The organism is Escherichia sp. MOD1-EC6162 (assembly GCF_002965125.1).
In the GTDB taxonomy this organism is placed as follows: Bacteria; Pseudomonadota; Gammaproteobacteria; order Enterobacterales; family Enterobacteriaceae; genus Escherichia; species Escherichia marmotae.
Genome location: NZ_PTSB01000009.1, coordinates 1 through 14,508, shown reverse-complemented (window position 1 = coordinate 14,508; position 14,508 = coordinate 1). Strand labels below are relative to the sequence as shown.

General features: G+C 47.4%; 12 protein-coding genes. 4 read left to right on the top strand and 8 right to left on the bottom strand.

Annotated elements, in window-relative coordinates:
• Positions 1-130 precede the first annotated feature (130 nt).
• Positions 131-4,714 (bottom strand): YadA-like family protein, encoded by a 4,584-nt coding sequence (locus tag A9587_RS09510; RefSeq protein ID WP_105281919.1) that lies wholly within the window; start codon positions 4,712-4,714, stop codon positions 131-133.
• Between the two features lie 43 nt (positions 4,715-4,757).
• On the bottom strand, positions 4,758-5,405 hold the full coding sequence (locus A9587_RS09505; protein WP_353889687.1) for a hypothetical protein: 648 nt from the start codon (positions 5,403-5,405) through the stop codon (positions 4,758-4,760).
• Between A9587_RS09505 and A9587_RS25645 the strand changes: the two genes are divergently transcribed.
• The gene (locus tag A9587_RS25645) at positions 5,387-5,443 is read left to right on the top strand and encodes a lipoprotein (protein WP_225996959.1); all 57 of its coding nucleotides are present in this window, start codon (positions 5,387-5,389) and stop codon (positions 5,441-5,443) included. The genes A9587_RS09505 and A9587_RS25645 overlap by 19 nt on opposite strands.
• Before the next feature lie 545 nt (positions 5,444-5,988).
• Here A9587_RS25645 and A9587_RS09500 read toward each other — a convergent pair.
• Positions 5,989-6,351 carry a YibL family ribosome-associated protein gene (locus A9587_RS09500; protein ID WP_105263808.1) on the bottom strand — a complete coding sequence of 121 codons (363 nt, stop codon included), beginning with the start codon at positions 6,349-6,351 and terminating at the stop codon, positions 5,989-5,991.
• 267 nt (positions 6,352-6,618) lie between these two features.
• On the opposite strand from A9587_RS09500, the gene yibT reads away from it, so the two are divergent.
• Positions 6,619-6,831: a protein YibT gene (gene yibT / locus A9587_RS09495; protein ID WP_010376448.1), complete on the top strand. Its 213-nt coding sequence runs from the start codon at positions 6,619-6,621 to the stop codon at positions 6,829-6,831.
• A gap of 11 nt (positions 6,832-6,842) precedes the next feature.
• Here the strand turns inward: yibT and mtlR are convergent, their stop codons facing one another.
• The 3 genes from mtlR to mtlA all read right to left on the bottom strand — a co-directional run bounded on the left by mtlR (position 6,843) and on the right by mtlA (position 10,727).
• The gene (gene mtlR / locus A9587_RS09490) at positions 6,843-7,430 is read right to left on the bottom strand and encodes a mannitol operon repressor MtlR (RefSeq protein ID WP_000228285.1); all 588 of its coding nucleotides are present in this window, start codon (positions 7,428-7,430) and stop codon (positions 6,843-6,845) included.
• Complete coding sequence (mtlD, locus tag A9587_RS09485; RefSeq protein ID WP_000645402.1) at positions 7,430-8,578, bottom strand: mannitol-1-phosphate 5-dehydrogenase; 1,149 nt, start codon at positions 8,576-8,578, stop codon at positions 7,430-7,432. The genes mtlR and mtlD overlap by 1 nt, the downstream gene beginning before the upstream one ends.
• 235 nt (positions 8,579-8,813) lie before the next feature.
• Positions 8,814-10,727, bottom strand: a complete 1,914-nt coding sequence (gene mtlA, locus A9587_RS09475; RefSeq protein WP_000093278.1) for a PTS mannitol transporter subunit IICBA — start codon at positions 10,725-10,727, stop codon at positions 8,814-8,816.
• A 535-nt stretch (positions 10,728-11,262) separates the two neighbouring features.
• Between mtlA and A9587_RS09470 the strand changes: the two genes are divergently transcribed.
• Positions 11,263-11,625 (top strand): DUF3302 domain-containing protein, encoded by a 363-nt coding sequence (locus A9587_RS09470; RefSeq protein ID WP_001517475.1) that lies wholly within the window; start codon positions 11,263-11,265, stop codon positions 11,623-11,625.
• Positions 11,626-11,627: 2 nt separating this feature from the next.
• Positions 11,628-12,764: an HlyD family secretion protein gene (locus tag A9587_RS09465; protein ID WP_001517476.1), complete on the top strand. Its 1,137-nt coding sequence runs from the start codon at positions 11,628-11,630 to the stop codon at positions 12,762-12,764.
• Positions 12,765-12,917: 153 nt separating this feature from the next.
• On the opposite strand, the gene A9587_RS09460 is transcribed toward A9587_RS09465, so the two are convergent.
• Together A9587_RS09460 and A9587_RS25430 are read right to left on the bottom strand one after the other, a co-directional pair.
• Positions 12,918-13,748, bottom strand: coding sequence for a helix-turn-helix domain-containing protein (locus A9587_RS09460; RefSeq protein ID WP_105263810.1), 831 nt, complete (start codon positions 13,746-13,748; stop codon positions 12,918-12,920).
• A 197-nt stretch (positions 13,749-13,945) separates the two neighbouring features.
• Positions 13,946-14,395, bottom strand: coding sequence for a sigma factor-like helix-turn-helix DNA-binding protein (locus A9587_RS25430; protein ID WP_258291465.1), 450 nt, complete (start codon positions 14,393-14,395; stop codon positions 13,946-13,948).
• Positions 14,396-14,508 lie beyond the last annotated feature (113 nt).

Below are 14,508 nucleotides of genomic sequence, written 5' to 3'. Positions count from 1 at the left end.
TGTTGACCTGGTGCACCTTATTTTGCCGGATGCGGCGTGAACGCCTTATCCGGCCTACAGGAATTTGTGGAATCCTCCTGTAGGCCGGATAAGCGTAGCGCATCAGGGTTACCCATTCGTTAATGGATAATTACCACTGAATACCGGCACCGAGTGCGGCGGAGTATTCGCCCTGGCTATTGGTACTACCTTGTAATTTGTAGACCCAACGACCGTTGGCACTCACCATCGATACACCTAAAGCAACAGCCGATTCACCGTTATAAGTACCGCCACCAATAGAAGCCATGCTGGCACCTGGCGTGTAGGCCTGAGGCAGACCAGTCATTGCCATTGCCGAAGCGATACCACCGCTCATTTTTTTCTCTACGCCCTTCACTTTGTTATCCATTTCAACCATTTTCTGGTCTGTGTAGCTATTGGTATCCTGGATACTTTGTTTTAGCTGTGCGTAGTTAACCGCATCGTGATCGTTCACAGCGGCTGACACATTACTGATTTGCGTCGTGCCCCCCTTACCATCACCCAGGTTTAACGTACTGTAGTTAATCGTACCGTCTTCATTCGTACTGTAACGAACACCACCCTCAGTGGACGATTTCAACTGTGCGACGTTCACTGCATCAGTGTCATTTTTACCGGCAGCAACATTGGTGATGCGGCGCTGATTAGTTGATGACCCCACAGATATGGTATTAGTTTCATCGGCGATCGAACCTGTACCTAAGGCTACACTGTTATCTGCAGCAGCGATTGATCCTGAACCGATAGCGACGCTGTCCGCCCCCTGTGCATTGGCATCCGCACCGGTTGTATTTGCCTTGAAGTATTTCGTACTTCCGGTAGTAACAATATCGCCAATACCATTCTCGATGTTGGTAACACGGGTATCGAGATTGCTCACCTGATTGTTCAGGTTATTGATACTGGTCGTGTTGATCTCAACGCGCGCATCCGTCACTTTCAACTGGCCAACATTAACCGCATCGGTATCCTGTGAGCCCGCTGCCACATTAGTGATTTGCCTCTGACCATTGGTGCTGCCTACAGAGAATTCACCCACCGAGTTTTGCGGGGCATCCATATTGTAAGCGGTATAGTTGCTTTGGGCCCCAACGGTGGTTTGAGAACCATTACCCATTGCAATGCTGTTAGCATGGTTCGCGCGAGCACTGGAACCGATAGCGATACCGTTAATTGCGTCCTGTACCACTAAGGAGCCAAAACCAATACCAATTCCGGCATCACCATTGACCACTGTTTTTGCACCCATCGCCAGAGAGTCCGTCCCAACGGCCAGTGAATCCTCTTCTTTCGAGTTTGAGTGGAAGTACTTAGCAGGAGTGCTTGCAACTGAACCTATCGCATTTTGCAACTGACGGACAGTGACGACGTCATGAGCCTCTGAACCATCTGCGACGTTAATGATTTGGCGATAACTTTCACCATCTTTACCTACAGATAGCGCACCGAGTAATTCGCCATCAGTGGTGTCATAACCAATGACAACCCCGTTTTCCGTTACGCTGCCAGAACGGGAGCCCTTGACGATGACACGGTCAGAGGTTGAGCCACTGCCCAGTGCTATACCGGAGTCGATCGAGCTGACACTGTCTCGACCAATAGCGAGGCTGTTTTCACCCGATGCGGTCGCGTTATAACCCAACGCGGTAGAGCCGACGCCCGCTGCGCTGGCATCTATAAAGGTCAAGCCGGTATCGTTTGTACGGACGTAATTTACACCTGCACCATGCTCTTCAATATAGGTCGTACTGGTGTCGCCAGCGAGCTGGTTAATCATATCGCTATTCTGGTTGATGAGCACATTTGTGGCATACAACTGAGAACCATTAACCGCATCGGTGCTATCAACCGCCACGTTACCGGCTTTTACATTAGTGATTTTACTGGTGGTATCACCATCGTGGGCCGCACTAAAGGCACCTGCGTTATCATCCCAAATCATTGCATCATCAAGCGTCGAGTCTATCGCGCTCAGTGCATCACCTACATTATCGTAGTCAGTATTAGCGATAGTATAGGCTGGTGCGTTGATTGTGCCGTCAGCATTAACAGTGGAACCACCGCCAAGAATGTCACTAATAGAGTTGCTTACATCATAGAGCTGTCCACCGTTCACTGCGTCTGCGCTGTCTTTAGAAATTGAACCGGCGGCGACGTTAGTGATTTTACTGGCACTACCACCATGACTGGCTGTGAATGTGCCTGTTTTGGCATCCCAGGCAAGGGCATCACCGAGTGAGGCTACAACTGAGGAGTCAATAGCGGCTAATGCTTCACCTACGTTATCGTAATCAGTGCCCCCGATATTATAGGTTGGGCCAGTAAACACGCCGCTTGAATCAACAGAGGCATTTCCACCCAAATAGTTAGCGATAGAACTGCTCAAACCATACAGTTGTCCGCCATTTACGGCATCGGTACTTGACGACGATAGTGTTCCCGCCGCCACATTAATGATTTTGTTGGTGGTGCTGGTGCCGTGTTTGGCACTGAACGCCGTACCATTCCACTGCAGGGAATCATCTTCCAGGCCCGTGATCGTGGTGTTGATATCCGCGACATCATTGGTCAGGTTGGTGATATTGGTGGTGTTGGTGGCAACGTTATCGTTTGTCGTTTTCAGTTGCGAGCCGTTGACGGCATCGGTGCTGGTATCTGACAGGTCACCGGCCATGACGTTGGTGATTTTGTTGGTGGTGCTGGTGCCGTGTTTGGCGCTGAATGCCGTGCCATTCCACTGCAGGGAATCATCTTCCAGGCCCGTGATCGTGGTGTTGATATCCGCGACATCATTGGTCAGGTTGGTGATATTGGTGGTGTTGGTGGCAACGTTATCGTTTGTCGTTTTCAGTTGCGAGCCGTTGACGGCATCGGTGCTGGTATCTGACAGGTCACCGGCCATGACGTTGGTGATTTTGTTGGTGGTGCTGGTGCCGTGTTTGGCACTGAATGCAGTACCATTCCACTGCAGGGAATCATCTTCCAGGCCCGTGATCGTGGTGTTGATATCCGCGACATCATTGGTCAGGTTGGTGATGTTGGTGGTGTTGGTGGCAACGTTATCGTTTGTCGTTTTCAGTTGCGCGCCGTTGACGGCATCGGTACTGGTGTCTGACAGGCTACCGGCCATGACGTTGGTGATTTTGCTGGTGGTGTTAGTGCCATGTTTGGCGCTGAATGCCGTACCATTCCACTGCAGGGCATCATCTTCCAGGCCCGTGATCGTGGTGTTGATATCCGCGACATCATTGGTCAGGTTGGTGATGTTGGTGGTGTTGGTGGCAACGTTATCGTTTGTCGTTTTCAGTTGCGCGCCGTTGACGGCATCGGTACTGGTGTCTGACAGGCTACCGGCCATGACGTTGGTGATTTTGCTGGTGGTGTTAGTGCCATGTTTGGCGCTGAATGCCGTACCATTCCACTGCAGGGCATCATCTTCCAGGCCCGTGATCGTGGTGTTGATATCCGCGACATCATTGGTCAGGTTGGTGATATTGGTGGTGTTGGTGGTAACGTTATCGTTTGTCGTTTTCAGTTGCGCGCCGTTGACGGCATCGGTACTGGTGTCTGACAGGCTACCGGCCATGACGTTGGTGATTTTGTTGGTGGTGCTGGTGCCGTGTTTGGCACTGAATGCAGTGCCATCCCATAGCAGAGAATCGTCCTTCAGATCTGTCACCGCCGTATTGGTGGTGTTGATTGTCGAATTCACTGCATCAAGAGCATCACCTACATTGTTGTAGGTCCCTGAGGAAATAGTATAGGTTGGCGCATTAACGGTTCCGTCAGCAGCATTCACGCTGGCATTGCCGCCTAACCGGTTTGCTACCGATTGGCTAAGCGCAAAAATCTGCGAGCCATTGACGGCATCGGTACTTGTTTTGTTGATGATGCCTTTATCAACAAATACAATTTTTCGCTGGTCCGTATTGTTACCGACAGAGATAACATTGTCTTCCGCTGCGAGAGCACCCGCACCAAGCGCGACGGAATTATTTCCTGATGTTCTGGCTCCATTACCAAGAGCGGCGCTATCGTTTCCGCTCACAAAGCTGTCCTGCCCCAGTGCGACAGCCCCTGTTCCGTTTGACTGGCTGTTATAGCCCATAGCGACAGAACCGGCTTTGGTCGCCTCACTTGCTTGGCCTATCGCGAGTGAATGCAAGCCATTGGCTTCGCTGTCTTTGCCTATCGCGGTGGCATAATCACCGTTAGCATGAGCGCTATTCCCCAACGCAAGGGAATACTCTTTGGTTGCTTGAGCCGCACTTCCGATTGCAATAGCCCGGCTGCCAGTAGCTACAGTTGCTTGCCCCAACGCTACCGATCTTTCTCCAGACGCATTGCTACTGAAGCCTAATGAGGTCCCCCCCACGCCAGAGAACGCATTTTGTCCTATTGCAACACTTGATGTATTGGAGCCTCCACCCGGCCCGGTTTGTGCTGATGTTGCGATGGCTCCAAAACCAATGGCAATCCAGCCATTACTAAGTGGAGTAGCTTCAGCAGATTTACCGCCATCAAGAGTGACTTCTGCATGTGCTCCAGACGACAACAACCCACCGACAACCAACGCAGAAATTAACAGCTTACTGCGCCCGCTCTTCTTCCCACGGCTTTTTGCCGTTTCGCTGGCAACGCTATAACTGCCCGTCGCCGGGTTCCAGATAACTTTAAAGATTTTGTTCATTATTGATGCTCTCTATTCCTTGATATAAGCGCAGAAGCCGCATTTATTTTTTGCTTTTTCTCTGTCGGGATTCCGCAGAGTGAAGGTCGTCGAACTGAAGGTTTGCCATATTGATGGCGAGTTTCAGGTATTTCAGATTATTGGGAGATACGCCTTTCAGCGTCAGATTAATGTCTTGCCATTGACCTGGTAATAATTTCAGCGAGGAGTTCATTGAGGTACTGAAAAGTAATTGCTGCCATTTTGTTAAGTCTTTAGGATCGGCAGGTTTTTCATTGCCCCATGTAGCATGAAAGCCAATATTTGATACGGGAACGCTTAATAGATTAACCAGCGAAATACGAATAACGCTGCCATTTTCAACCGCATCGACAGACAGTACCCGACCTGCTAAACCGACAGAGCCGTTATTTAAAATGAAGTATTGGGTTTGTGCTGGGTTAAATTCAGTGAAGACAAATTCGTCCTGTTTGTCTTTGACTGCCTTTACGATGCTGGCAAGAGTTTTGGTACTGCTTATGATGCTATTTTGTTGTTTTTCAATAATTTCAATTTTATTTTTATATTGTTCTTGCTGCTTTTTTAGAGTGTCTATTTGACCTTGTTGCAACGCTTGCTGTTTGGTGAACTCATCAATTGCGTTTACTTTTTCAGTATTGTCACACCCTGTTAATGCGCAGAGTGACGATATTGTTAACACTCTTAGTACTGCTTTCTTCATGTTCATAGGATGAATTCCTTTTCATAATCCTGATGCTTTGATAACTACGTTGTAGTTATTTTTTATATGAATAATTTAATATTTCATATTCACAATAAAAATTTATGAGAGAGTTTTCGAATTAATGGGTGCTGAGAGTGTGTTATTAGATGTCAAACTATTTTAGTTTGTAGATACTAATAACCTAATCTCGCGAATTTTAATGACCGGTGTCAATTCATGTCAAATGTTTAACGGAGTTAAGGTGAGGAGGGTAAGAAGTTAATATTTGTATGGTAAATGTTTTGTGACGATAAATGTGACACTGGCTGGAAAACATAAATAATTAATCATTGGAATGTAAATAATCATACTTATTATTTATATATAGCTCTTTTATTACGCAGCATATTTTCAGAATTTGACTTGTGATGTTCATGCAGACAGTCGGACAAAATTGAACATGCAATGCTAAGAATGTTAATAATTTTTAGTATTTGAAAGGGGCTCCTGCATGTGCCAGCAGGAGCGAGTAAATCGTGAGAGGCTGTGATTACAGCGACCAGAAAGGAACTTAAAACGCGATCTTTGAGAACCCTGTCATCTCTTGCAGGCCCATTTCACGGCCCAGCTCGGTCATTGGGTGCACTACCACCAGCCCACGAACACTCTTCTTCAGTTTGCCCATGTCCGCTTGCTCTTTTTTAGTAATCGCACGCTGGAAAGGCATTTTCATCAGCTTTTGTGCTTCTTTGCTGAGTTTTTGGCTGTGAATGTCACGCAGACGAGCAATTTCAGCTTCCAGCGTGGCTTTCTCTTTTTCCAGTTCGGCATATTTGTCTGCGGCTTCAACTAGCGACAGGTCGGCCTGTTGGTGACGGATGGCGTCCAGGCGATCGCTAAGATGTTTAATTTCGTTTTTTTCGACTTCTTTCATGTGATGGCTTCTGATAAAGATAAATTTATAGTCCTAGTATGCGTGACGGGGTGCTTTGTTCACAACCGATGGTATTGTAATAGTTTTGCTGGGTAACCAATTTTGCGTTCAGAAAAGAATGTAATTTATTGATTAATAAAAAGTAATAAGCAAGTGAGGACAAGCGTTGTAGATTTCGCACGTTTTCCTTAATGCCATTTTTACCGGGATCTAAACTAAAATTGGCGGCCGCGCATTCCCGGCGCGGGGTAATTCGGAGATATTATGATGGGCAAAATAGGTGAAAACGTTCCGCTTTTTATCGATAAAGCCGTAGATTTCATGGCATCTAGCCAGGCGTTCCGGGAGTATCTGAATAAACTTCCCCCTCGTAACGCGATCCCGTCCGATATACCTGAGGAAAGCGTGCCGTTATATCTCCAACGCCTGGAATATTATCGTCGGCTTTATCGACCGAAGCAGGTAGAGGGGCAGCAGTAAGCGAGCATTGCTTACTTTTGAAAGGCTTTTTTTAAGCTGATTTTGGAAATCAGCTCTGTCAGTGAAAGGACCATTGTTGATCGCACAGCTTGTTGATAGCGTTGAACTTGCATCGCGTACAAACTGGAGTCTGCTGGTTCAAACTGTGGCGGCGGTGGTAGCGCCGCCACGCAATGCAGTTCGCCAAATGGCCCAAGAATTTCATCATCGGTAAACGCGTACTCGTTGCCGTCGTGGTTCAGCTCTTCCCGCAGTGCCATCAACAGTTCCGCATCTTCGTATTCATGGCGACTGATTACGCCAAGCCCATAAATCAGCTTTAAGCGCACGGACAGATCGCCCAGCGGGCCATTGCCGTCGAGTAACGGTTCTACAGCATACTTCACCGCGTAATCGTCTTTGCGGAATACCTGAAGCACCAGAAGATTCACCGCCTCGGTCAGGAGATCGACGGCGGTAATCAGAAAGCTTCGCACGGTTTTGCCAGCATTCAGACGCTCAAGCACACGGTTTTCAAAGGCCTGGGTTTGTTCCATTGTTGCCTGCATATCTGACAATCTGTTATTCGGGCGCAGGGACCCCTGCGCCTGGTCCACCATTATTGCATTGCGTTATAAGCGGTTACCGCTTCTGTGACAACCTCGCTGTTGGCATCAAGCCCGGAAATCTGTGCCAGCGCAGCCTGCGGCCCTTTGTCGGCAATCAGCGCAGCCAGTTCCTGAGCCTGTGGATCTTCTTCACTGCGGAAGTGCATGGCGGCAGCAATACCCTGAATCAGGTTTTTGTGCGGTAAACCGTACTCCAGCGTACCCAGCAGCGGTTTTACCAGACGATCTCCGGCGCTCAGTTTACGCAGCGGCTGACGGCCTACACGCTCCACATCATCTTTCAGATACGGGTTTTCAAAACGGCCGAGGATTTTCTGGATATACGCAGCATGTTTATCAGCATCAAAACCGTAGCGCTTGATTAGCACCGCGCCGCTTTCTTCCATCGCACCTTTTACCACCGCACGGATTTTCTCATCGAGAATTGCGTCACGAATGGTCTGATGACCCGCCAGTTTTCCGAGGTACGCGGTTATAGCATGGCCCGTATTCAGGGTGAAGAGTTTACGCTCAACAAATGCCATCAGGTTGTCGGTTAGCTCCATACCTGGGATGTTTGGCAGCGCGCCTTTGAATTGAGTTTTATCGACAATCCATTCGCTGAAGGTTTCTACCGTCACTTCCAGCGGATCGTTGGTTGCAGAAGCAGAAGGCGGCACGATGCGGTCAACGGCGGAATCGACAAAGCCAACGTGTTCTTCAACCCACGCTTTTGCTTCTTCCGGCAGGGCATTCATTACATGGCCTTTCAACTGAGTGGTGCCGCGAACCATGTTTTCACACGCGATGATGTTCAGTGGGGATGCATTACCTTGTTCTTTGCGTTTCACCAGCCCTTTAGCAATCGCCGGAGCAATTCGTTCCAGCACGACCGGGCCAACGGCGGTAGTGACTAAATCGACCTGAGCGATTAAATCCACCACGTCATCACCAATACTGCTGACGGCATCAACGCCGGAAACGGTATCGACCTGCTCGGTTTCACCGACCACATGAACCTGGTAGCTATGACGGGCATTCAGGGCATCAAGTACCACCTGATTGACATCGGCAAATGTCAGTTGAATACCCGCATCAGCCAGCAGTTTACCGATAAAGCCACGACCGATGTTACCTGCGCCAAAATGTAATGCTTTCATAGTATTAACCTTCATCAATGTTTTTACCCGAGAGGGCTGGGGTGAGGCATTTCCCTCACCCAAACCCTCTCCATGAGGAGAGGGGCCGAGATATTGCCGGATGCGGCGTAAACGCTTTATCCGGCCTACAAGAACGAGCAAATTCAATAAATTACACTTTGTTTTGTAGGCCTGATAAGCGTAGCGCATCAGGCAATTAGCCACACCTTCTCCATGTGGAGAGGGTGGGAATGGGTTACTTACGACCGGCCAACAGTTCCAGCACTTCGTCCACGCTGGTGGTGTGTGCCAGACGCTCAATGACGGACTCATCATCCAGCGCGTTGGTCAGGCTGGTGATAACCTGAATGTGCTCGTTGTTACGGGCAGCAATACCAATCACCAGACGGGCAATGTCATCTTCTTCTTCACCGAAGCGCACGCCTTCCGGGTACTGACAGAACACGACGCCAGTTTTCAGCACGCGATCTTTCGCTTCAACCGTACCGTGCGGCACGGCGATAGACTCACCCAGATAGGTCGGGGTCAGTTTTTCACGATCCAGCATTGCCTGTACGTATTCCGGCTCAACGTAACCGCCTTTCACAAGTTGTTCGCCAGCAAAGCGAATAGCTTCTTCTTTAGTTGCCGCTTTACGACCGAGGAAGATGTTCTCCGCGCCCAGTTTGAACAGGTTGGCGTTAGAATCGTCAAAGCTGTCTTTCAGGCTGTCTTTCACTTTCTCTTCGTTTTCAGTATGGCGCTGGGCAGCAACCAGACGTTCGGTCAGGCTGGTGTACAGGCCACTGTCGAGGAAGTTAGTCAGCGAAATATGCTGAGCCTGCGGAACCTGACGCATAGCGCGCTCGGTCAGATCACGGTGAGTGATGACGAGGTCCACATCTGGCGGCAGGTTATTGATCGCGCTGTTAGTGACGGAAATCTGTGACAGACCGGCATCCTGAATTTTCTTACGCAGCACACCTGCGCCCATTGCACTGGAACCCATACCAGCGTCACAGGCAACGATGATTTTACGCACGTGGCTCAGGTCGTTAGTCACATCACCAGCAGACAGCGGAGACGCGCCTTTAGCCTCAGCTTTCATGTCCTGCATACGGCGAGTTGCCGCTTCAATATCGTCTTCCTCTTTCACTTTGCTGGTTTTCAGCAGAATGGCAGAGACAACGAAGGAAACCGCCATTGCCGCACATACACCCGCGATGTTAGCGAAGTAAGCACCTTTTGGCGTCATCGCCAGTACCGCGAGGATAGAACCCGGAGATGCCGGAGAAACCAGACCACCGCCCAGAATAGTCAGCGTAAACACGCCAGTCATACCGCCGAGGATAACGGCGAGGATCAGACGCGGATTCATCAGCACATACGGGAAGTAGATTTCGTGGATACCGCCCAGGAAGTGGATGATTGCCGCACCGCCCGCAGACTGTTTAGCGCTACCACGACCAAAGAACATGTACGCCAGCAGAACGCCCATACCCGGACCCGGGTTTGCTTCAATCAGGAAGAAGATGGATTTGCCCATCTCATGGGACTGCTGAATACCCAGCGGCGAGAAGATACCGTGGTTAATGGCGTTGTTAAGGAACAGGATTTTCGCCGGTTCAACAAAGATAGACGCCAGCGGCAGCATGTCATGGACAACCATGAAGTTAACGCCCGCAGCCAGCATTTTAGACAGGGCTTCAACCAGCGGACCAATCCCCATGAATGCCAGAATCGCGAGGATCATCCCCATGATACCGGCAGAGAAGTTGTTCACCAGCATCTCAAAACCGGATTTGATCTTACCATCTACCCAGCGGTCGAAATGCTTAATGCACCAGCCGCCCAGCGGGCCTGCAATCATAGAACCGAGGAACATCGGCATATCTGCGCCGACGATAACGCCCATGGTGGTGATAGCACCGACCACGCCGCCACGTTCACCACCTACCAACTTACCACCGGTATAACCGATCAGCAGCGGCAGGAGATAAGTGATCATCGGCCCGACCAGCTTCGCCAGCGTTTCGTTCGGTAACCACCCTGTTGGAATAAATAACGCGGTGATGATACCCCACGCGATAAACGCGCCGATATTTGGCATCACCATGTTGCTGAGGAAACGACCAAAGCTTTGCACTTTGATCTTAATATCGGATGACATAAAAACACCCCTTCTTATGTTTGCTGTCGCGCAGGCTGGAAGCCCGAGGTTTTTTGTTAATGTGGCGGCAGAGGTAGCCGGACCTTGTAGATACTGCGAAATCTGGCACTGAATCGGTTAACTGTCCAGTCGACGGTCTTTTGTGTGATATCAATCACATAAATATAGGGGGTAGAGAGGTAATTGACGTGATATTCATCACAAAATACTTGTGTAAAAAAACAACAAGGCGGTGATTTTCGCTAAAAATGGCATTTAAATGTGAGGTTTGTCACGTTTTTTCTTTGATGGTTTGTTGAATCTTTGTGATCTAAATCACAAGATATTTTCTTAAGTCGTTCACCCGGTGTGATCTACGGCATGTTCTGGCTCTGCCTTAAGGCCGTTATGTCACTGAGTAACTCATCACCGCTTAAAATTATTCTTCGGTGTGATGGCGAGAATCGCAAACCCGGATTATTGTCAAATAATCAGCCCGACGCCCATCTGGCTGCCAGCCCATAACAACTCTGATAAGCGTGAATCCGAGGCAGCTATGTTTCTAAACTATTTCGCGTTGGGAGTGCTGATTTTCGTCTTTCTGGTGATCTTTTATGGAATCATCGCGATACATGACATCCCCTATTTGATTGCCAAAAAACGCAACCATCCTCATGCCGACGCCATTCATACCGCAGGGTGGGTCAGCTTATTTACGCTCCACATTATCTGGCCGTTCCTGTGGATCTGGGCCACGCTTTACCAACCGGAGCGCGGCTGGGGAATGCAGTCGCATATTACACCGCAAGAGAAAACGCCTGACCCAGAAATTGCCGCGCTTTCTGATCGCATCTCCCGGCTGGAGCAGCAACTCGCTGCTGAGAAAAAACCTGACTACTCCACGTTTCCGGAGATCTAATCATGGATCTGTTGATTGTCTTAACTTACGTGGCGCTGGCGTGGGCAATATTTAAAATCTTCCGTATTCCGGTGAATCAGTGGACGCTGGCGACGGCGGCGCTCGGTGGCGTGTTTCTGGTGAGTGGTTTGATTTTATTGATGAACTATAACCATCCCTACACCTTTATGGCGCAAAAGGCGGTGATTGCCATCCCCATCACGCCCCAGGTCACAGGGATTGTTACTGAAGTCACGGACAAAAATAATCAGCTTATTCAAAAGGGCGAGGTGCTTTTTAAGCTCGACCCGGTGCGTTATCAGGCGCGGGTAGACCGACTTCAGGCCGACCTGATGACGGCGACACATAATATTAAGACGCTGCAAGCGCAGCTCACTGAAGCGCAGGCTAACACCACTCAGGTTTCAGCAGAGCGCGACCGGCTGTTTAAAAATTATCAACGTTACCTGAAAGGTAGCCAGGCGGCGGTGAATCCGTTTTCGGAACGTGACATCGACGACGCGCGGCAAAATTTTCTCGCCCAGGATGCGCTGGTGAAAGGTTCCGTGGCGGAGCAGGCGCAGATCCAGAGCCAACTCGACAGCATGGTCAACGGCGAGCAGTCGCAGATTGTCAGCTTAAGGGCGCAACTTACCGAAGCGAAATATAACCTTGAGCAGACCATTATTCGTGCACCGAGCAATGGCTATGTTACTCAGGTGCTAATCCGTCCAGGCACTTACGCGGCAGCTTTGCCGCTGCGTCCGGTGATGGTCTTTATCCCTGAGCAAAAACGGCAAATTGTCGCCCAGTTCCGGCAAAACTCGCTGTTGCGTCTGAAACCCGGCGATGATGCGGAAGTGGTATTTAACGCGCTGCCGGGGCAGGTATTCCACGGCAAACTGACCAGTATCTTGCCGGTGGTGCCTGGAGGTTCGTACCAGGCGCAGGGGGTACTGCAATCATTAACGGTCGTGCCTGGAACTGACGGTGTGCTGGGAACCATCGAACTGGACCCTAACGCTGATATTGATGCTTTACCTGATGGCATCTACGCCCAGGTGGCGGTTTACTCCGACCATTTCAGCCATGTTTCAGTGATGCGTAAGGTGCTGCTGAGAATGACCAGTTGGATGCATTATCTTTATTTGGATCATTGAATGTTGGGTATTGAGTTGCATAAATGTGGTTGAGAGCTAAAAAAGTTGCAAATACAGGACATGAGTATTCGCTGTTCGGCCTGCGAAACTCGTGTCCTTTTTGTCTAGTCCACTGAGCATATAAACGCTCCCCTGATACCAGAAAGTGGACATTTAATTTTTTCTTTTTACCTTGAGAGAAAACTGTTTCGGTGTAATACCAAAGTAACTTTTGAAGTTTCGAATGAAATAAGATGTGCTTGTATATCCAACATCATACGAAATTCTATTGATATGCTTTTCAGTGGATGTAATCATCTTCGCCGCATGCTGCATTCTGATATCTAACACCAACGCATTAAAGTTATTGTTTTCTCTTTCAAGTTTTTTCCGAATTGAAACTTCTGACATATGCAGGATATCCCTAAGATCAATCAACCTCCATGCTCTTGATAAATCTGACTCGATGATCTTTTTGATTTTTTCTGTAAAAGTGATATCTGTTGAAACTGATAATGAATAAGCAAGAGGTTCAATTTCATGGATTCTGGAAAGTAAATAGGTTATTTTATAAACTTGCCTGTGTGGTGGTGAATCATCATTCATTAGGCGTCTAAAAATCTCTTTATCTGTTTCTTCCAGTTTATAAAAAAATATTCTTTTTCTTACCTGGCTGACTAAATGTTGGCCTGACAAAATTGGTTCCATGACCTTACAGACGTTACTTAATATATCGCTATCAATCGTATAAATATCATAGGGTACGCCACTTCCAAGCACTTTTAATGTTGCATCAATGACAAGGTTCTTTTCTATATAACACAAAGAGTCTGGAGAGATATTAATAATATCCCCATCTTTTGTTTTAATGATTAATTGTGCATTTCTGATAAAAATCATTGCACTGTTATAAAAGCGTATTTTTTTTAACACAAGTGTATGATTATTATCAATATTCCTATTGACGGAGATGTCAAGCTTTGTCCAAGTAACTCGACTATTCATAAAGCCACCTCATGCTTTGTATATATATAATTCCATGAGTTATTAAGTTATGTAAACTCGAAAATTTAACGTGAGTAAATTTTAAACAGGCTGGTAAATAATTAATACAAACAATGAATTACATGCAGAATGGATGTAATCACTATAAGGATAATAATATTATCGTGATGAAATTATGCGTAATTAACGAGTCAATATTAAGTCTCAATTGTTTGATTAAAAAAAGCTCTTAATAATGTTGGTAATTTCCTGGTTGTTTTCATCCCCAACTTGACTTTGATGCGATTAACTCGGTAATAGATTTTCTCTTTTGAGAGATTGGTTATTTTGGCAATCTCCCGCACATTCTTACCATGAAAATAGAAAAGGTATAAAATCTCCATTTCAATATTGTTTAAGGAATTTATTGTTTCAATCACCGATGTTTTCTTTTTATCCACATAGATAGAATTATTATGTATTCTAATGTTTCTAGTATCAATACACGTTATCGATTTTCTGGATAACAGAAGACTATATTCATAATAATTTTTGATGTCACAAACAAGATAAAGCTCATCTGCATCAAAATCAGTTCTGATTATGTCATTGATCTCTGTAAAATCTATGCATCTAAATGTTCTGTTAATATTAGATATCAACCTCATTCCATAATTGAAAAAATTATTATCACTTGCAAGTATAAAGACAAGATCCATGCACATCCTAAAATATTATCTTTTATATTATGCGGCAACTATAAAATAAATAATTTTTAATA